The following is a 19,600-nucleotide window of genomic DNA, read 5'->3' as shown; positions in this document are numbered from 1 at the left end:
CAGGCCTTTCAAAGGTGAAAGAACCTCACCGAAACAGGCTATTTCTGACAATTCGCCTTATGTAGTCACCCTAGACTCTTTACGGGTACTAGCTTCTCGCGCTAGCTTTCCGTTAGTGGCAATGTGCCAAGAGCTGCAGGCTGTGTCTGTTGAGCGCTACCGAAACACTCCCTCTGACGCTAGGTGCTGTATGGAAATACAGTTCTGACCTGACTGAGTCTTAGGAAGTCTCCCAATACATGGAAGGTAAAGGTTGTGGATGGAGTCTCTTTCAAGGAATTCGATCAATTTGCGCTCTGCTGTGTGGAGGATTTTTCTGATGAGCTAAAGGGCTCATTAAGGAAGAATTTGTCGAGGATATGCCACGGATTTAGTCAAGCTAGCCGTGACCGAGATATGTATAAATATGCGGCTACCATCCGCGCATTTTGGGATAGATACAGTAGCAAAGCACCCTTAACTAAGAAGGGTATGCTTGGTGAGCTGCTTTCTCATGTCATAATCCTTGAATTGTTTCCTCGCTTCGAGGTTGTTTCGCCGTTTTTCAATTTAGAAGAAAGAAATATCAAGAAGGGTTTTGACTTATTACTATATGAAAATGCAGGGCAGGCAATCTGGATTACAGAGGTTAAATCCGGTGAGCTGCATGCAGGAAAGGACCAAACTGGTACTGCGTGCGATTTGCTTACGACTGCTCAGAATGATTTAAAGAAAAGATTGGCTGAGCAGCAGCTTAATCACTGGCAAAACGCAATTCATGCGGCTCGAATTGCAATTGACTCTAAGTCTGATTACAAAGATGTTGTGATAGATATATTGGAGTCAGAAGGTGATTTAGTAGTTGGCGGGAAAGCGGTTAGTCAAGATAATAATGCCTTTTTGGTTTCGGCTCTGTTTAGTGACGTTTCTAACAAAGTGGCAGAGGCAGCTCTGGTAGATTTTGTAGATAGTCTTAATGATGAATCGCTATTTAAGTCCTTCTTTGCTCTTTCATTGCATAAAGGAACGCTGAGTAAGGTCGAGGCTTTCTTGAAAGTTGAGGCAGGGGCGTGACTATGAAAGAGCTGACAATGAGACGTCTGCTAAATACTTCCTTCAAGTCCCTATATTTAGATTTTATCAAAGGTAGCCAACTTTCTGATTCCCAACTGGTAAAGCTTTTAGCAGTTGCTGTTTTGTTGCTAAATCAATCAGCGGTTGAGTTGAGGCGGTTAGGCTACCGAATTGCATTGCTCTATGGGAATAGAACAGGACGCTATGATGCTCTCTATGATATTGCCATTAATAGTGGGTTAATGCCTGTTTCCGCAGTTATTAATGCGGATCGATTTGGCGATGGAGAGGAGTTCGTCGATTCGTTTATTTTGAATTATGCCGATAGTTATGTTGATACGTTTCGACGTGATGGTCTTGTGATGACCGAGCAGCAAGACTTGCTGCAAGACTTCATTCAGGATCAATATTCCGAGTCTGTGGTGGTGGTTGCGCCAACTTCTTATGGTAAGTCTGAACTTATTATATCGTCTGTTAGGGGCAATCCTAAGAGTCGAATTTGCGTGGTTGTGCCGTCCAAAGCACTGCTGGCTCAAACCAAGAAGCGCTTGGTTGACGCAGATATAGATGGTGTTGGGAAGATAATTACACACCCGGAAATGTATTCTGAGGGGAAATCAAATAGGGTATTTGTTTTAACCCAGGAGCGATTGACGAGGCTACTGAGCGAACACGTTTCCCTGTCTTTTGATATGGTTTTTGTCGATGAGGCCCATAATTTATTAAGTGGCGATTATCGTAACGAGCTGCTGGCATCTGTTATATGTATGGTTGGGGCGCGAAATAGGTCGGCGTCATTTAAGTTTCTTACTCCTTTTATTTGTGAGGAGCTGAACCTTAGAGTTCGTTACTTGAAGATTGGAATGTCTGGCTTCCGAATTGATGAGTATGTGAAGTCAGAGTTGTTTCACATGTGTGATTATAGGCTGTCAAAGGGAGATGGGATTCTTAGGCTTTATGATCATTTTGTGAATGACTGGGTAAATGTAGAGATGTCTTACAAGGATTGCTTTGATCTTGTGTTGGGCGAGTCTTTGTCCAAAAACATTGTTTACGGAAATAAGCCAAAAAATATTGAAGTATTTGCTTGGACATTAGCTCAACGGTTGCCGTTGGTAAAATGTCCCATAATTAGCAAGGCATGTGATGAGCTTGCTGAAAACTTCGATAGCCAGTACTTGATTATTGATTGCCTGCGACGGGGGGTTATGTATCATCACGGCTCTATTGCAGATACCGTTCGTCTCTATCTGGAGAGCACCTTTTCTAAGTCGAAAGAGCTTAAGTATTTGGTTTGCAGTGCCACCCTGCTGGAAGGCGTGAATCTTCCCATTGAAAGGCTCTTCCTGATCGACAATAGAAAGGGAGGGAGCAATTTGACATCGTCTCAGTTCAAAAATCTAGTTGGCCGAGTCAATAGGTTTAGTGAGGTGTTTTCAAAAAAGGGGGGCGAATCTCTGAAACGCTTAGAGTCAAATGTTTATTTGGTAGGGGTGGATGGGTTTACAACACAGAAAGCTGACTTGATGGGGTATTACGAACGTGTCGTCAATGTCTCAAAGGGAGATAAGGATGACCTTAGTAACGTAATGCTAGAGGCGACTGAGATTGTTGATGGCGTTAACCTGGATAGATATGAGGACGTAATAGAGCGTTTGGAGAATCTGCAGCCTGGTGTTGTAGATGATTTTGAATGTAAATATGTTAAGACAGAAGTTGGTAGGCTTATTCTTGCGAATGGTATTGGCGAGATCGATGTTTTCGAAGTTGAGGAGCTTATCGAACAGGAGCTAACGGATTTCGTTGATTCCAATGGGGTCGTCACAGACCCTGATAGCCTAATGCTTGCAGTCAAACAATGTTTTATTGATTTCTTTGACGAATCCCGCGGCTACAGTGCCCTTTCTCGTCTGGAAGAGGCTGCAGCTCGTAGATTCTATGCGATGATGCTTGATTGGAAAATCAAGAAATATACCATGAAGCAAATTATATCTCAGTTTATAAAGTACTGGGATGAGCGAGTTCCTCAAGGTTCTTCGAATTTGGTATTTGTCGGAAAGTGGGGGGATAGGAAATTTGAGGATAGCTTCAGTGAGCATTGGGTTGATATGTCTGAGAAGACTCGTAAGGAGAAAATTAATTTAGCTATAGTTCGAGTAAAGGAGGAAGATGATTTCTTTGATTATAATATATTTAGATTCGTTGAGGTTATGAATGGGGTTGGCTGTGTTGATGTGGATTTTTATAAGAAGATAAAATACGGGACTACTGATGACGTTAAGATTAAAATGATTAGAGATGGATTCAGTCGGGGCCTGTCTGATCTAATTTTGAGCAAATACCCTCAGCAGGTTAGGATGACTGATGATGGTGAGGTTGATATTAACCCTGCCTTGGTAGGAGAGATGAGACTGAACGATGAAAGTGATCTGATGCTTTTTGAAGCGCAGATGAACTTGAAGTTTGTTTAATGGGTAGGCGTAGAGATTCAACTTGGCTACGTTCTTACGTAACCCAGCAAAAATAAGAAATTACTGAAAATAGCGCGTAGTGCCTTAAACGTCCGTCATATCCGTACCCATTCAATGTGATGCACGAGCGACCTGCTGTCTCGGCCTCACTCCCTCCTGGCGGATTTCCCTCGGGCGAACCAACGGCTAGCGACCTTTTGAGTAATCTCTATCCCGCGTCTTGTCCGACCAAGTTTCGGTGGGCCTCATCGTATTCAGGGCTGGTTTGGCCGCTTTCAGGCGCGACCTCTCCAGTCACCAGCCAAAGGGCGTAATGGGGAAAAAGGGCTATCACGGCCTCGATTTCCGCATCGGTGATACGTGCCTTTCCGTTGCGCACGTTTCCCCACCGGTAACGATCAATACCGGTTTCTTTCTCGAACCAGACGCTTGTCCGCTCCTTGTTGAACAAGGTTATAAGGCGGTCTTTTATCATGCCCAAATATTCTACTTAGTAGATTGTACTTAGTAGCAATCTAGATGTATGGTTGTCTTACTTAGTAGATATTACTCAGTAAGTGTGATTTTTATTATAGGGCAAAACCATGGAAGAGTCTGGAATAGTGGGGTTCACCGTCACAGGCGCTATGGAAAAGGTCACGGACTTCCGTACCGCTCCGTTCTGCTCCCAGGCGGTATTCGCTCAGATGCTGGGCCTGGAGGACATCACGGAAGACGTGGTGCGTGGCTGGGTCGAAACCAAGACCGTGCCAACTGCCAAGATCGGCCGCCGTCGCGTCATCAACCTCCACAAAATCCGCCGCGACCTGGACCGGGGAAAGTCGATCTTCTGCCAAGGGGATTACGACGATGAATGACGTCCGGTCCTTCTCCCAGTTCAAGCTGCGCATGCCCCCAGCCCTGCGCTCCCAGGTTGAGCAAGCCGCTGAAGCTTCCCTGCGCTCCCTGAACGCCGAACTGGTCTTCCGCCTTCAACAGAGCTTCGAAGGGGAGGTGCCCGCCGATGCTTCTGAGCAAGTACCTGCATCAACCTCATCCCGAGTCCTGTACCTGCTCTGTATGCGAAGCGGATCGTATCCTTCGGGCTCAACCGGATCTGGACGGCTCCAGCCGATTCACTCGTTGCAGCCAGTGCCGCCCTACGCGGGTATTCACGGTCGTTGGGACCATGAGTCTGGTATCCGGTGTCTGGAGGCTGGTCTCCAGTACCTATCGTGTGGAGCCGGGATTTACCTGCGTGAAGCACCAACCCGCGCGCCATCCGCCGAAGTACTGGCACGTTATCTACGACAGCGGCAGACCGACGCCCTTCGTCCCCGTGCGCGAACCGTTCGAGCTGGAGGGCTGAGCCATGGTCTCTAACCCGATCCCGCACCTGATCTTCTGGCTCGTGCTGCTGGCAGTTGGCGCTGTGGTCGGCCGCTACCACGCTCGCCACACCATCCCCACCTGGGCCAATCAGGTCCAGGGCCGCCGCACCGGCTTGTCCGAACGCGCTTTCCCGTTCGGACAAACGGAGCGCCGGGCGAAGCGCACCCTTGACCGTCCCCCTCCCTGAATAGCCTCCGCTCGGGAGTGAGGGGCAGCACCACCGCCCCGCGCTCCTGAGCCCTCGGCGGCAAGAGCGGGATGACAAGGGCAGAGCCCTTGGTGTTATTCGAACATGAGTAATCTGCACTTTAGAGAACTTCTAATTGCTCACTATTGCAGAGTATTACTTGCTAGAAGGACTCACTTGATAAATTCGCACAAACGGTTTTAACCGGCTTTTTTGTGTTGATATAGAGCTGTTGCAAGGCAATTTAGCCAAAGAAATTTGGCTCTTAAATCCTAAAGAAAACAACCCCGCTGAATTAACGGCAAATGAGCCGAATTGCAGCAGCGGGCCAACTCATGCCCGAAAAAGGCAAAAGGAGCTTCAGATGAACATGTTTGCAACCACTGGCGGCGTAGTCGAACTCTGGGTCACCAAGACCGACACCTACACCTCCACCAAGTCCGGCGAGATCTTCGCCAGCGTCCAGGCCATTTCCCCGATCCCGGAAACCGCTCGCGGTAACGCCAAGGGTTTCGAGATCAGCGAATACAACGTTGAGCCAACCCTGCTCGACTCCATCGTCTTCGAAGGCGCTCCGGTGCTCTGCAAGTTCGCCAGCGTGGTCCGCCCCACCCAGGACCGTTTCGGTCGCACCACCAATACCCAGGTGCTGACCGAACTCCTGGCAGTGGGTAAGGAAGCCAGCGCGCCGACTCCGGCTGCCCGCCCCGCTGCTCAGCCGCAAGCCCAGCGCCCGACTCAGCCCGCCGCTGAGAAGCCTACCGACAGCAGCAAGTCGTGACGGCGGGGGTAGGTAGATGAAAGCGCCGCTCCGCTTCGCCTTCGGCTGGGTTCTGTACGTGGCAATCCTCTGCGCCGTATCGCCTGCCGTGCGTGCGGTGCGCGAGTTCCTCGAACCCTACCCGCTGGATTCCGTGATCGCTGTGGTCGCGGCTGCGTTCGCCTTCTTCGCCCTGTGGTGGTTCGTCCTGCGCTCCTTCTGGAGCTGGTGCGACCGCCCACGCAAGGAGGCTCGCTGACATGTCAGGCGTTGTTGCCATTCAGGTCTGCACCAGCTGGGCGTCCACAGCGGACGGCCTGATGCGCTGCCAGCAGATCGAGTGGCAACAGGCCTATCTGATTCCGCCCGAGGCCGCTGGAGCAATTGAAATCCTGGTCAACGGCGGGTTCTCCCTGGAGGCCTTCAGCATCGGCGCTGCGGGCGTTCTCGGGGCATTCGTGACGGGGCTTTTGACTGGCTGGGTCGCGTCACTTCTTCGTAAAGCCAAGTAGAGAGGAAACACCCATGAAAGCACTGCAAAAACTCAACCCGGTAACCGCGCTCCGCAACCTGTGCATCGCCGGCACCGTCACCGCCGTGACGTCGGTCCCGGCCTTCGCCGCCAGCGTCATCGACACCAGCTCGGTCGAGCAGGCCATCACTGACGGCAAGGGCGACATGTCCAACATCGGCGGCTACATCGTCGGTGCCCTGGTCATCCTGGCCGTCGCCGGCCTGATCTACAGCATGTTGCGCAAGGCGTAAGTGCTCTGGTCGGTGTGGTTGGGGGCGTTCTTCGCCGGCGCCTTCATCACCGGGTACCGATGCGGCGAATTCTTCTGACTCGCTGACGACAGCGGAAGCCCCTCCGGTTCATCCGCAGGGGCTTTTTTCATGTCTGGAGTGGATATGTGGCGGGTTCTTTTACTGTTGGTGGCGCTGGCTTTCTTGCCGGTTGCTGCACAAGCCGAGACGGATCGCGGGAGCTTCTGGTGCAACCAGACGCAAGCGTCCAGTTGCTATTCCCCTGACCCGCCTGAAAGTAGCTGGAGCTCCGGCCAGTTCAAGCGCTTCAGCTTGGCGGAGTGGAAGGCTCGGGCCGACTACATATACGGCAACGTGAATGGCAACCGGACCAACTATCACGCCGAGTCCGTGATCGTTGCCACGACTGATTCGGCCGCGCTCTACACCTACTTCATCAAACGCGCGGACGGGTCCACCTACGGAGGCCCGTACAAGATCAACGTCTACCGCCATGGCAGTTGTGCGGCGAGCACCACCTACAACCATGAAACCGGCCGCTGCGATCCGCCCAGTGATGCCGAGTGCAAGACACGCGGCAACTACACCAAGACGATCCAGTTCTCGTACACCGATGGCGGTGCCGTCCTTGAGCTGGACCCGGAAATCAAAGACGGCTGCATCTACGAGCCGGGCTCGCCCGACAGCTGCAATGACAACGTCTGCACCGTGGACATGATCCCGGTGGGCAACGACGACATGTCGGATAACCCGGACAACCCCGATCAGCAGTTGCAGGACTACCTCGACGAACTCGCCAAGAAATTCGAGTGCAAGAAGACCGCGAACGGCACGGTGGGTTGTACCGGTGCCGAGACTACACCTCCCGATATCGATCCCGACGACAAATGCCCGCCCGGCTATTCGTGGTCGGGTTCTGCCTGCTTCCCCACCTCGGGTGGCGGCAACGAAAACCCCGACAACCCCGGCGGCAATACCGGCGGTGGCAATGGCGGAAACAACGGAGGCGATGGCGGCAGCAACCCAGGCACGGGCGGTGGCGAGGGAGAGGGCGACGGCGGTAACAACGGCGGTGGCGGCGGCAATGACGGCACCAGCGGCGGCGACGGCCCGAAAGAGTCCCTGGAGCAACCCAAGCAAGGCAGCTGGGACGAAGCCTTGGAGACATGGTCCGGCAAGGTCGAGGAAGCCAAAAAGGAGTTCTCCGAAAAGATCAAAGAGAACGCCGACCAGCTCAGGGGCGTGTTCGATCTCAACCTCGGCGAGGGCGGCGGCAAGCTCCCCTGCGACACCTTCGTGGTCTGGAAAAAGACCGTCAGCCTCTGCTTCACCGAGTACGAGGAAAAGCTCTCCTACCTGCGCTACGCGCTGATGTTCATGGCATCGGTGCTGGCCGCCTTCGTCATTCTGAAGGAGTGACCTCATGGAATGGCTATCCAGCTCTTTCGACCAGATTGTCCTGTTCTTCCAATGGCTCTGGGAGTTCATGACCCAAGGTATCTACGACTTCATCAAGGACGGCTTCGTGGTCGCCACTCAGTGGGCCATGTACAGCGCGCTCCAGGGTTTCCTGTTCCTGCTCGATGTCAGCTACACCGTCGCCCGCGAGCTGATCGACAGCCTCGGCGTGTCCAACATGGTCCGCTCGATGTACGCCACGCTTCCGGGTCCGCTCGCGGCGGCGCTGCAATTCCTCGGCGTCCCGCAGGCGCTGAACATCATGTTCTCCGCCCTGGCGACGCGCTTCTGCATGCGCTTCGTGCCGTTCATAGGGAGGTGAGTGAATCATGTCGATCAAGATTCACCACGGCCCCAACGGCTCCTACAAAACGAGTGGAGCGATCCAAGACGATGCCGTCCCCGCGCTGAAGGACGGCCGCGTCATTATCACCAACGTCCGGGGCTTCACCCTGGAGCGGGCCTACACCGTGTTTCCTGATCTGCCCAACACGGCGCAGATCATCAACCTCGATCTCGAATCCCTGGCCGATCTGGAAAAGATGCGCACGTGGTTCCAGTGGGCACCGCGGGGCGCGTTCCTGATCTTCGACGAAACCCAGCTGCTGTTCCCCAAGTCCTGGCGCGAGCGCGACCTAGAGAAGTTCGATTTCCCAGGCGGTCCCGAGGCAGCGCATGAAGCGGACCGGCCCATGGGCTGGCTCGATGCCTGGACCCGGCACCGTCACTTCAACTGGGACATCGTCCTGACGACGCCGAACATCAGCTACATCCGCGACGACATCCGCATGACCTGCGAGATGGCCTACAAGCATTCCAACCTCGCGGTCATCGGCATCCCAGGCCGGTACAAGGAGGCCCAGCATGACGCCCAGCTCAACCGACCACCCGCTGACGGCACCATCGTCGAATACAAGCGAATCAAGAAGCAGACCTTCCGCCTCTACCAGTCCACCGCCACCGGCAAAACCCAGGACACCAAAGCCGGCAAGAGTCTCTTCCGGTCGCCTAAGTTGGTTCTTCTACTGGCACTGCTGGCCGGCACTATTGGCTTTGTCAGCTATATGGGACCTCTCAAGGTCGTCGGCGGTGGGTCTCAGCCGAAGCCTGATCCTGCCCATCCTCACCAAGACAGCGAGCCTCATCCTCAAGGGAGTGCTCTACCTGCTCAAGCGCCTACTGCTGCGAATCGCGCTCTTCCTGCTGGTGCTGTTTTTGGCCAATCAGGTGTTCCGACTCTTCCACTAGCTGAGCATCCCTTCGCGGGCCGGCAGATCGCCGTGGCGGCCCGCGTGAAAGGGCTGGTGAAGGGCATGCAGCGCGAGATGTACATGTTCGTCATCACCGATGCCGAAGGGCGCCGGCTGATGCTCAATTCGTGGCAGATGGGCGAGTCCGGCTACGGCGTAAAGGCCCGCTCCGAATGCGTGGCCGAACTCACATACGGCGAGTACCACGAAACTATCGTGTGCGCCGGGTCCTTCCCCAGGCCGGCGCAGATGCCTACTACCGCGCCCGCAATGGCCGCCGCTCCAGCAGCACCCGCACAACCCACGCTCACCATCGTTCCCGATTCCGAATACCCCGCACGCCCCTGGAGGACCCAATGACCCTGCAGGCCTGATCAACGCCCTTGGGCTGCTCGCGCTCGCGTATGCGCTCGGTTTCCTTACCGCCCTGCAGGTGATGCAGCCGGTCGGGGCGTTTCCGTTTTGAGTCGGCGAGACGCGCCGCCGGCCGGGAGCGCCAGGCACGAGCGGTAGGCCGAAGGCGCGGCCGACGACCCTGTAACACGTCGGATAGCTAACGAGTAAGCACCTCAATAAACCTCATTGAAGGTACGAAAGAATGAAAAAGGCAGTTCACCCCCTCCGCCTGATCCTCAAGGAGAACGGGGATTTTTATGAGTCGTCCGAAGGACGGATTTTCATGGACCCGAGCAACGGCAGATTCGCCGACCTGTCGGGTGTTCGCCTGCTGCGCTGTGGCATCGATACCGTGCGGCAGCTGTACAACGGCATGATCCGCCCGGAAGTGATGGCGTTGTTCGATGAGCCTGAGGATCTCGTCAACTTCGCCGGCTACAAGTGGGCCAAGGGTCGCATCGGTCGGGACTCGGGTTACCAGTATCGCCTGCAGAACGCCGATATGGGACTGATCCTGCTGATCAAGAACCACAACGTGAAGCTGGAGAACATCGGCCCGCACCTCAAGATTGAAGTATCGCCACATGCCCTGGATGGTGCCGATCCGAAGATCCTGCAGGGCGTAATGGATGACCTGGCCGCAGGTGTGCTCTCGGCCTGCGAGGTGAACCAGTGTGCTGTCCATATCGCCCTCGACGTGCAGGGCTGGACCCCACCAGTGGACTTCGTGGACCGCATGCATTGCCGGTCCCGGCGTGTCCGCCAGATCAGCGGCATCGACCGCATCGAGTACGACGGCAACGCCTCAGTCTATGGGCGTGGTGAGACGTTCATGTTCGGCTCGGCCAACGGCCTGCAGATGTGCCTCTACAACAAGACGCTGCAGGCGAGAGCGACAGACAAGCTCGACTATTGGGAATCGGTGTGGGCTTCTCTGAATGGCGATCCCTTCGGCGATGGCGAACCCGCCTTCAACCCGCTGGAAACCGTGTGGCGCATCGAGTTCCGCTATCACCACTCCATCGTCCAGCAGTTCTCCGAAGGCTCCACGATGTCCTCGGGCGAGGTGATCGGCTGCCGGACCTACGAGGGCCTTTGCCCGCACCTGCAAGGCCTCTGGCAGTACGCCTGCGACAACTACAAGCTCATTTCCCGGGAAGGGATCTTCGACGCCTTCTGGTCGCTAATCAGCCTCGACACCAAGGTCCAGGTTGAAGCCGATCCACTCATCGAGCGCACCGAGTACCGCCGTTACTACAAGACGGCTCAGGGCTTCTCGGGGAAGAACTGCGAGATGTTCCTGGGCCAGTTCGCCAGTCTCATCGCACGGGAGCGCATCCCGCCAAAAAAAGCCTTAGAGGTCGGGCGTACTTTGCCCTTTTGGCACGTGATCGAGGATCACTACACCGCCAAGGGCTACAGCACTCGCGACCTCGAAAAGCACGTCATTGGACTCATAAATGATCGCTACATCAGGCGGGGCTACGCGATATGACCGCGCGCAAGGATGGGAAAACGTGGACGGCTGACTTTTACGATAACGGTCGCTCTGGTCGCAGGATCCGAAAGAAGGGCTTCGCCACCAAGTCCGCAGCCATTCGCTACGAACAGGACTTCTTTACCGTTCTGGGCGAGACCGGCCGCCCGCTGGATGACCGCCTCTCTGATCTGGTGAGGGTCTGGTACGACCTCCACGGCTGCACCCTGAAGGACGGCAAACAGCGCCTAGCTCGCTGCCAAGCATTGGCCGAACGCCTCGGCGATCCGCAGGCCTTCGAGTTCGATTCGCTGGCGTGGGCACGTTACCGACAACGCCGCCTGACTGAGGTGAAACCGGAAACGGTCAACCATGAGCAACGCTACCTGTCGGCCATCTTCTCCGAGCTGATCCGCCTCGGCTCATGGCACAAGGCAAACCCGCTGGCCAACGTCCGGCAGATCAAGACCGATCAGGTCGAACTGACCTTCCTCACCCTGGATCAGGTCGCCCAGCTCCTCGAGGAGTGCAAGGCCAGCACGAACAACCACACATACCCGGTCGCTCTCCTGTGCCTCGCCACAGGTGCCCGCTGGGAAGAGGCTGAGAGCATCGCACGTGGGGCCGTGCATGGGGGAAAGGTTCATTACCATCGCACCAAGAACCGCCAGAGCCGTTCAGTGCCGATCCCGGCCGAGCTGGAGCAACTGATGTTCAAGGTGGGCATGCCCGGAACCGGCCGCCTGTTCATGTCCTGCCGTGCCGCTTTCCGTTGCGCCTATGAGCGCTGTGGATTTCAGACGCCGGGCCAGCTGACCCACATCCTCCGCCACACCTTCGCGAGCCATTACATGATGGGAGGAGGGGACATCCTTACCTTGCAGCGGATTCTGGGGCACTCGTCGATCACGATGACCATGCGGTATGCGCACTTGTCTCCGGAGCATTTGGAGTCAGCGATGCGTTTGTCACCAATCGCGCAAGCCGATATCAGGTTGAACAGCTTGGGCTAGGCAGCTTGAGCAGCTTGGTGAAAGGGTTTCGCTTTTAGTATGTGTGATAAGGGAAACGAATGATCTATTTTATACGGAAGTATTTTCATGGAGTTAGTGCAAGAAAAAATTATCCCCAATCTCTTCTCTGCTAAGTGATGCACTAGGAGTATGAGTCGTATGTGCCGTCGTATCCTCCGATGCTGGGAGCAGGGAGGCAGCTACCCAGTAATAGCTGCCTTTAAGTATATTCAAATTATTGCTTGTAAATAATCACTCGGAGAATATTTTCTCATGCTCCTTGATTGCTTTAGTAAGCGAATTATGCCAAGTGCAACGTGTTTCTGGAGACTCCTCAATGAACAGTTCAATTGCTTGCTGCTCAGACTCGGAAAGCTGTTTTTGCTCCGAGTCGCTATCAAAATAATCTGAGCTTTGAACGGCGTACAGATTTGTCGATATGTCCTTGAAGCAACGATATTTAACCAATCGGCCATCAATGGTTTTAGCCCAGACAATAACTTCTTCGAAAAGTTTCATTCTCACTCCTTTACAGTGGGATCCACCTGCCGGATCTGACTCTAGAGTTTGTATTAGCACGGGTATTCTTGAAGCGAGTGATTTCCTTGCCCGACGAACTAGTTACTACCACCCGGTCACCTTGCACATGGACCGTGTGACCGGAGTCAGTATCGAGGTATTTCTTGCCATTTTCTATGACCTTGTTCTTATCGCCGATTTGTCGGTGAGCATCCGTTTTTCCCTCCTCCGCCCGTTGGTCTGCATGCTCGGTGGATTCCCCCCCTGCATCGGTAATAGGGCAGTTTGCTGGCTTTTCTTCATTGGCTACGCAAGTTCCAGTAAGAACGCACCAAATACCGATCCCCCCGGTGTTTGCCGCCGCGTTCGGGATACCGCCGATTGGAGTTGCCTTGGCTCCGCCACCAGGACAGCCCGCAGTCATGAACTCTAGGCCTAGGTTGACGCGAGTGCAGAGAATTGCAGTTTGCAGCCCTTCAGGGTCGGTAGCACTGATGGGATTCGCGCTGACGTATCCGAAGGTGTTCAGGCCTGCTTCGAGCCCAATCGGATCGCTTTCGACGTACCGCCCAGTTGCTGGGTCATAATCTCGAAAGAAGTTGTAATGCAAGCCACTTTCACTGTCGTAGTACTGACCTGCGAACCGCAGATTGAGTACTGTCTGTTGTCCGCTTGCCAGCGGATTTTGGTTAGGTACGCCGTTGCCGAAGGCATCCGACTCCCACTGCCACACTAGATCCCGAGTCCCTGAGGTTGCCAGTCGAGGCGTATTCAGGTGGTCGCTGTGCAGATAGATCACGCGAGGTGTGGCGCTAGCCAGCTTTTCGACACTGGCCAGAGGCATGCTGTCCAGCCAGAGATAAGCTTGTCTGCGTTGCTGGGCTCCGGCGCTGCTGTAGTCGGTCTCTGCCAGCAGTTGGCCGTCCGGACCGTACAGGTAGGTGGTGAAACCTTGGCCGGTGAGCTTGGCGATGCGCTGACCGAGGCTGTTGTAGCGATACTCCGCCACCTGCTGGCCGTTGATCTTCACGGTAGCCAGACGGTTCTGTGCGTCGTAACCGAGCAGTCGGCTGGAACGGTCCTGGGTCAGGTTGCCGGCGGCGTCGGTGCTGACGGACTGTCCGTCGATGGCAGTCAGACGGTTGCTGTCGCTGGCGTACAGGTAGGCAGTGGTCGCTGTTGCGCCATTCTCGGTGACTTGGCGCTGTGTGCGGTTGCCTACGTCATCGTAGCTGTAGCTGCCTTGCTTGCTGGCCGTGTTCTCACTGGTCAGGCGGTCTAGCGCGTCGTAGCCGTAGCTCAGCGTGCCCCAGATGTTGGTGGCCAGTTCGGTGATGTTGCCGTTGGCATCACGCTGGTAGTCGTTACGCCAAATGCCGACGTCCTGGCGGGTGAGTTGGTAGTCCTGGTCATATTGGCGGTTGAGCTGGATGCCATTGGCCCAGGTCAGTTGCTGCAGCGGGCCGAAGGGCAGGTAGCTGATGCCGCTGGCCACATTGGTGGTTGTGCCGCCATCGAGGGCAAGAGTCACGCTGGCGACCTGTCCGCCCGCATTGCGTGGATAACCCACTTGCACAGCGCCTGGATACCCGATACCCACCAGTTGGTCAGCGGCGTCGTACTGGAAGGTCACGGTGTCTGCCAGCGTCTGGCCGTTGATACTCAGGCTGCGAGCCTGCTCGATCAGATTGCCGCGAGAGTCGTAGCGGTAGGCGAGGGTGCCGCTACCGTCCTGGATCGCGGTCAAGCGGCCGATGCCAACGTTGCCACCCACTGTGGCGTCGTAGCTGTAGCTGGCGTCCAGTGCCGGTGTGGCCGGATAGTGACGGGCTGTTAGTCGGTTCAGCGCGTCGTAACTAAAGGTCACGACTACACCACGTGCATCTGTCTGTTTGGTGATGTTGCCGGCGGCATCGTACTCGAAGGTGCTGGTACCGCTGTCCGGGCTGATCAGCTTGGTCAAGTTGCCCAGGCCGTCATATTCGTAGCGCGTGGTGACACCGCGCGGATCCTGCACCTTGGTCAGGTTGTCCTGGGCGTCGTAGCCCAGTTGGGTGACGCCATTCAGGGCATCGGTCTGGTTGACCAGTCGATCCAGGGAATCGAAGCTGCTGGAGCTGCTGAACTGGCGCGGGTTGGTATGGCCAGTTGGGTTGTCGTTCAGGTCGTACTGGTAGTGATCGGTTTGCGCGCCGGCGCCGACCGAACGCAGCAGGCGGCCCAGTTCGTCGTAGACCCAGCTCTGTTGCTGCTTCAGTGTGCCGGTGGCGTCTTTCAGGCGCTGTGCCGTGCGCTTGCCGGCCACGTCGACGTCGTACTCCACACGCTCGCCAAGGTTATTGGTGATCGCGGTCAGTCGGCGCGCCGGGTCGTAGGTGTACTGCAGCCAACTACCGTCAGCACGGGTGATCTTGGTCAGTTGCCCGACCGCATCGTGCTCGAAGCTGGTGGTGCTGCTGGCGGTGGTGATACTCGCAAGCTTGGGATCGACGCCGCTGTAGGTCAGGGTGCTGACCACGCCGTTGGCGTCGGTGATGGTGCCGGGGTTGCCACGATCATCGTAATTGCCCAGCAGGGTCTCCTGACCCAGAGCGTTGGTGACCTTGGTGAGGTTGCCTTTGGCGTCGTAGGTGTAGTGGGTGACGTCCTGCACGTCGGTGCGTGGGCCGTCAGCGGTTTCGATCAGTCCCTGGGCGGTGTAGGTGTAGTTCCAGCTACGCTCTGCCGCTGTCGCGGACATAGCGATGCCGCAGGCAAGGGCGAGCGCGCCCAGCCTGTACATGGGATGTACCTGCATGATGACTTCCTTGGTGTTTAGCGGGGAGTAACGATCTGGCCGGTCTGGCGGCCTTGGGCGTCGTACTGGTAGGTGGTGATTCGGTCGGGTTCGGTGACCTTGGTTTTCAGGAACAGCGTTGGGTGCCACTCGGTGGTGGTGGTACGTGCCTGCGGAGTGCCGGAGGCTTCGGTGCGGCTGGTTTCCAGGCCGCGATCGTTGTAGTCGTAAGTGGTGAGGTTGCCCTTGGCGTCGGTATTGGTTTTTAGCAGACCGCGAGTATTGTAGGTAAAGCTGGAGTTGCTGGACGGGCAGTTCGGCGTGGGCTCGCCTTCGATGGCAACTACCTTCCGGATGCCGTTAATGGCCTGGAGGCGATAGGTTGTCTGCCGCCCATACTCGTTTTTGACAGATGTGGAGCCATCAGCGTTGTAGACTAGGCTGACTTTCTCAGCTCCGTTAGCGTGCTCACTGGTGATTGCTCGGCCTTGGTCATCATATTGCCAAGTTGCAAATCGGATTCCATTTTCGTCGATGATTCCAGTTAGAAGTTTGTCATTTCTGGAGTCTTCATAGAGATAACTCTGATGAAGAGAAACGCTGCCAACTGTTTTGTCCACGGATGTTAATCTGCCCTGCGGCGAGTAGTTATATACAACCCCCATGGTTGGCGTGGCGAGAGATTTTGGCTGGTGTTCGAAATCCTCTGAAAATACGATGCGGTTTCCACGCTCATCTACAGCTGTGACAGTGAACTCTACGTAAGAGAATTCTATGGATTTGCTATTTTCGTATAGCTTCGTGACTCTTCCAGTCTCATCAAAGTTGAGAGAGGAGCCATCCGGCTTACTTAGTGAGAAACCGACGGTGGTCTTTGTCAGTATCCCTCGATTTGCAGTAATTGGTGTGATGGTTGTACCGCTCCACCTGTAGTAGGACTCGTTTCCATCTGGAGATACATAGGATATGAACCCTCCTGCGATCCGAAGGAAATGGGCGTAACTGTGACGCCAGAACCCGTCAGAACTGTTGTAGCTTCTCGTGAATTCAAGAGGTGAGCTTCCTTGGGGTGGGTAGTCCAGAGCCACTTCGTACTTTGCGCCGGTGGCGGAGTTTACCGGATTGCCCGCGCAGCTCAATTTGTCAGGTTTACCTTTTTCTTCGTCTATGGAGCATTCACCAGTTGACTCGTTATAGGTAGTGCCTGCTGTACAGCCGGGGCCGCCTCGGAAAACCTTTGGGCTGAAGTTATGGAAGTACTTATTATCAAAGGAGGTCATCTTTATTTTGCATCTAAAGCTCCAGTAGTCGATGCGCTCTACCGTTCTTGCTGTTATTCGGTAAAGCGGCTCTGTAGTGGTGTAGTATTTATCATAGTAAGTGCATGCGGCTTGTGCGGTTGGGTATTTTCTAAGAGTGAAGCCATCCTCATATGGCGGTACATTTTCGTTGGTGTTGTACCAATAATAGGCTTGACTAGCGCTGGAAAATAAAAGTAAGCATGATGTAATGGTGCAAAGTAGTACCTTGGGAAATGTCAATTTGAAATTTTCCATGATAGATCCTTCTCATAGAGAATGGCTTATCGCTCCGGTGTTACGGCCTTGAGCGTCGTATTGGTAGGTGGTGATACGGTTGGGTTCGGTCACTTTGGTTTTCAGATAAAGCGTCGGGTGCCACTCGGTGGTGATGGTGCGTGCCTGCGGAGTACCTGCCGCTTCGGTACGACTGGTTTCTAGTCCGCGGTCGTTGTAGTCGTAGGTGGTGATGCTGCCCTTGGCGTCTGTCTTGGCTTTCAGCAGCCCCTGGGCGTCGTAGGTGAAGCTTGAGTTGGCCGCGGGACAGTTAGGGGTCGGTTCGCCTTCGATCGAGGTGATGTAGCTGGTGCCGTTGATGACCCGGAAGCGATAGGTCGCGCTTTTGCCATACCCATTGGTTACAGTCCGGCTACCATCGGAGTTGTAGGCAATTGCAACGTGCTCGGCGCCCCCAGCGTGTTCGCTAGTGAGGCCGCGGCCCTGATCGTCATAGGTCCAGGAAGCAAAAGTGACTCCGTTTTCGTCTTTGATCGATGTCAGGTAGCTGGGGAAGCGTGTATCTGCATAAAAAAGTGTTTGGCTTGGAGTAGGCGAATTGTTTTTGATGACAGAAACTAGCCTGCGCAGAGCGTCGTAGCTGAATTTCAAGTTATATGTTTGCGTAGAGAAGCCTAATGGCTGGCCGAACTGGTCCTCAGTGATCGTATAGATTTCACCTAAAGGGCCAGTGACAGTGGTTCCGGATTGACTTTTTTGAACTGTGTAAGTGGCTCCGTTAGGCGAAACCTTTCCTGTCATAGTGCCAGCTGAGTTGAATGATATTTTCCAGCCGTCTTTAGAGGAGTAGACGTATCCTTGGCTATTTCGCGTCAGAGTTCCTTGGTCAATTGAGTCTGGTAATATGGAAGATCCAGAAACTGTGAAGGATATTTGCTGGCCATTACCGCGCTCTACTACCAGCGAAACATCGGAAGCAACTAGTCGATCGGAGTAGTTGTGAGACCATGTTTTGTTGGTAGTGCTGTAAAATCTTTTGAACCCGAGCCCTATTTTAGGGGGATAATCCAAAAACTCCTGATACTTGGCTCCATTAGCGATAACGACGGGATTGCCAGCGGTCTTTCCCGTGCACGCAGAGTCTGTGTCGGGTTGGGGGAGTTCTTTCTTTGGTTGTGAGATTTCCGTAGATTCACATCCGCCTGTGGATGCGTTGTACTGGAGATCTGTAGCGCAACCATTGCCCCCGCGATGAATATTCCAAGTGAAATCCATCAAGATGCTTCCATTCGTTTTGTGCACGCTTAGCATGTTCACATAGGACAATTTTCCACTAGTTCCTCGTATCGTTGCTTTGCTGGTATAGCTTCCGTACATGCTCGTGTAGTCGGCTTCAAGTCGGGCTCGTAGTGCTTCTAGATTTGGGTATTTCAACATCGATGAGTATTTGGACGAATCAAGGCAGGAGTTCGATGTCCTTTCGGGATCGTTGAAACACCAGTAATATGGCTCTGCGAAAGCCTTATTGGATAGCCAGGTTAGAATAATTGTCGCGATTGGGAGTAGGGGCTTGAGATTCATTCGCGTGAGCCTCTCGATATAAATAAAAAAGCCCGGCGTTTGGCCGGGCTTCTCTTTAGGTGATTCTGACGCTTTAATTTGTAGTGTGATTAATTTATATCGGCCAATTCCTAACCGAGCAACCCGAACTCACTAATGCACGATAATAAGCAGCCAATGCACCGTCGATATGGGAGCAACCCACGGCTTTGTGATAGCCGAGGCGACTAGCTATGAGGCTCTTCCTACCTACCTAACCAGCCGTAAAGCTCAGCTGTAGCGACCTGCAGGACCGAAAGCCAACTGTGCATGGATTGATACTGCTCGTGGACGAAGGGCGTGTTCTCTTCGAAATGAGCTATGGCCAACTCGCACCCGGCTGTGGTGCTCAGGTCGAACATCGCTGTGAAGTGATGAGCAAGGTCGTTCCGAATTTGCACGAGCTGTCGGATGTCCTGATCGAGCATTTCGAGGATCGGCCCTTCCGATTGAATCCTGAATCTGAACCCGAAGTGGACTTCAGGAGGCTCTTCATCAAGGGCATCGTTGGTCGCCATCGTTCCCGTAGTGAATTCCCGGGCCAGCATGCCTAGGGTCATTTTTGAAACTCGGCTGCGCGATGGCTCGAAAGGGTCGCCAGGATGATCGGGGAGGAAGTGAACGTTGGAGCTGCTGACCAAGGTCTTCAGCATGCGCTCGTAGTTCTGGAGGTTCACGATCATCTTGCCCAGGAGGCGGAAGACCTCTGTGCGTAGCTGATCGCAGTCTGGAGGCAAACCCATTCAAGCGATCCCTGCTGTAGGTATCGCGCCAGTTTGACGGAGGGTTTGTTGGGTAGACAGGGTGTAGTCACTTCGTAGTCACTACCCCAGAAAGCACAAAGGGCTAGCTTTCGCTAACCCTTTGTTTTGTATGGTGGCTACACCGGGACTTGAACCTGGGACATCAGCATTATGAATGCTGCGCTCTAACCGACTGAGCTATGTAGCCGAGTGGCGCGCATTTTCCG

Annotated in this window: 19 protein-coding genes, 1 tRNA gene and 1 pseudogene; 14 read left to right on the top strand and 7 right to left on the bottom strand. The window is 54.5% G+C overall.

The features are described from left to right. Positions 1-255 precede the first annotated feature (255 nt). Together RS899_RS21885 and RS899_RS21880 are read left to right on the top strand one after the other, a co-directional pair. Complete coding sequence (locus tag RS899_RS21885; RefSeq protein WP_315808072.1) at positions 256-1,053, top strand: hypothetical protein; 798 nt, start codon at positions 256-258, stop codon at positions 1,051-1,053. Positions 1,054-1,070: 17 nt separating this feature from the next. Further along, complete coding sequence (locus tag RS899_RS21880; RefSeq protein WP_315808071.1) at positions 1,071-3,524, top strand: DEAD/DEAH box helicase; 2,454 nt, start codon at positions 1,071-1,073, stop codon at positions 3,522-3,524. Between the two features lie 208 nt (positions 3,525-3,732). On the opposite strand, the gene RS899_RS21875 is transcribed toward RS899_RS21880, so the two are convergent. After that, positions 3,733-3,999, bottom strand: coding sequence for a DNA-binding protein (locus RS899_RS21875; protein ID WP_315808070.1), 267 nt, complete (start codon positions 3,997-3,999; stop codon positions 3,733-3,735). A gap of 109 nt (positions 4,000-4,108) precedes the next feature. Here RS899_RS21875 and RS899_RS21870 point away from each other — a divergent pair, with 109 nt between their 5' ends. From RS899_RS21870 to RS899_RS21815, 12 genes and pseudogenes are all read left to right on the top strand, one after another. After that, positions 4,109-4,381, top strand: a complete 273-nt coding sequence (locus RS899_RS21870) for a hypothetical protein (protein ID WP_045217776.1) — start codon at positions 4,109-4,111, stop codon at positions 4,379-4,381. Continuing rightward, positions 4,374-4,457, top strand: a pseudogene (locus RS899_RS21865) (hypothetical protein); the annotation flags it as partial. The gene RS899_RS21870 and the pseudogene RS899_RS21865, both read left to right, overlap by 8 nt. 70 nt (positions 4,458-4,527) lie before the next feature. Next, positions 4,528-4,872, top strand: a complete 345-nt coding sequence (pflM, locus tag RS899_RS21860; protein ID WP_315808069.1) for a lysogeny maintenance protein PflM — start codon at positions 4,528-4,530, stop codon at positions 4,870-4,872. Between the two features lie 574 nt (positions 4,873-5,446). Further along, on the top strand, positions 5,447-5,863 hold the full coding sequence (locus RS899_RS21855) for a DNA-binding protein (RefSeq protein ID WP_315808068.1): 417 nt from the start codon (positions 5,447-5,449) through the stop codon (positions 5,861-5,863). Between the two features lie 16 nt (positions 5,864-5,879). Beyond that, complete coding sequence (locus RS899_RS21850) at positions 5,880-6,101, top strand: hypothetical protein (RefSeq protein WP_151188330.1); 222 nt, start codon at positions 5,880-5,882, stop codon at positions 6,099-6,101. A 1-nt stretch (position 6,102) separates the two neighbouring features. After that, positions 6,103-6,354 carry a hypothetical protein gene (locus RS899_RS21845; RefSeq protein ID WP_151188024.1) on the top strand — a complete coding sequence of 84 codons (252 nt, stop codon included), beginning with the start codon at positions 6,103-6,105 and terminating at the stop codon, positions 6,352-6,354. Between the two features lie 13 nt (positions 6,355-6,367). Then, positions 6,368-6,607 (top strand): major capsid protein, encoded by a 240-nt coding sequence (locus RS899_RS21840; protein WP_315808067.1) that lies wholly within the window; start codon positions 6,368-6,370, stop codon positions 6,605-6,607. Positions 6,608-6,736: 129 nt separating this feature from the next. Continuing rightward, a complete protein-coding gene (locus RS899_RS21835; RefSeq protein ID WP_315808066.1) occupies positions 6,737-8,026 on the top strand; it encodes a hypothetical protein in 1,290 nt (429 codons plus the stop codon). A 4-nt stretch (positions 8,027-8,030) separates the two neighbouring features. Beyond that, a complete protein-coding gene (locus tag RS899_RS21830; RefSeq protein WP_315808065.1) occupies positions 8,031-8,387 on the top strand; it encodes a DUF2523 family protein in 357 nt (118 codons plus the stop codon). Positions 8,388-8,394: 7 nt separating this feature from the next. Further along, positions 8,395-9,675, top strand: coding sequence for a zonular occludens toxin domain-containing protein (locus RS899_RS21825; protein ID WP_315808064.1), 1,281 nt, complete (start codon positions 8,395-8,397; stop codon positions 9,673-9,675). Positions 9,676-9,913: 238 nt separating this feature from the next. Continuing rightward, positions 9,914-11,206, top strand: a complete 1,293-nt coding sequence (locus RS899_RS21820) for a hypothetical protein (protein WP_315808063.1) — start codon at positions 9,914-9,916, stop codon at positions 11,204-11,206. Continuing rightward, complete coding sequence (locus RS899_RS21815) at positions 11,203-12,201, top strand: phage integrase (protein ID WP_315808062.1); 999 nt, start codon at positions 11,203-11,205, stop codon at positions 12,199-12,201. Before RS899_RS21820 ends, RS899_RS21815 begins: the two co-directional genes overlap by 4 nt. Positions 12,202-12,453: 252 nt before the next feature. Here RS899_RS21815 and RS899_RS21810 read toward each other — a convergent pair whose 3' ends face one another. The 6 genes from RS899_RS21810 to RS899_RS21785 all read right to left on the bottom strand — a co-directional run bounded on the left by RS899_RS21810 (position 12,454) and on the right by RS899_RS21785 (position 19,581). Continuing rightward, the gene (locus tag RS899_RS21810) at positions 12,454-12,720 is read right to left on the bottom strand and encodes a hypothetical protein (RefSeq protein WP_315808061.1); all 267 of its coding nucleotides are present in this window, start codon (positions 12,718-12,720) and stop codon (positions 12,454-12,456) included. A 10-nt stretch (positions 12,721-12,730) separates the two neighbouring features. Beyond that, complete coding sequence (locus RS899_RS21805; protein WP_315808060.1) at positions 12,731-15,517, bottom strand: RHS repeat-associated core domain-containing protein; 2,787 nt, start codon at positions 15,515-15,517, stop codon at positions 12,731-12,733. A gap of 17 nt (positions 15,518-15,534) precedes the next feature. Further along, on the bottom strand, positions 15,535-17,052 hold the full coding sequence (locus RS899_RS21800) for an RHS repeat domain-containing protein (protein WP_315808059.1): 1,518 nt from the start codon (positions 17,050-17,052) through the stop codon (positions 15,535-15,537). A 12-nt stretch (positions 17,053-17,064) separates the two neighbouring features. Then, positions 17,065-18,306 (bottom strand): DUF6531 domain-containing protein, encoded by a 1,242-nt coding sequence (locus RS899_RS21795; protein ID WP_315808058.1) that lies wholly within the window; start codon positions 18,304-18,306, stop codon positions 17,065-17,067. A 530-nt stretch (positions 18,307-18,836) separates the two neighbouring features. After that, the gene (locus tag RS899_RS21790; RefSeq protein ID WP_315808057.1) at positions 18,837-19,373 is read right to left on the bottom strand and encodes a hypothetical protein; all 537 of its coding nucleotides are present in this window, start codon (positions 19,371-19,373) and stop codon (positions 18,837-18,839) included. 131 nt (positions 19,374-19,504) lie between these two features. Then, positions 19,505-19,581 (bottom strand) — tRNA-Met (locus RS899_RS21785). Between the last annotated feature and the right edge of the window lie 19 nt (positions 19,582-19,600).

Origin of the sequence: Pseudomonas sp. C9-3, assembly GCF_032392015.1 — a bacterium.
GTDB classification, from domain to species: domain Bacteria; phylum Pseudomonadota; class Gammaproteobacteria; order Pseudomonadales; family Pseudomonadaceae; genus Pseudomonas; species Pseudomonas nitroreducens.
Note: the sequence above shows the minus strand (reverse complement) of the source record. Positions and strands in the feature narration are given on the sequence as shown.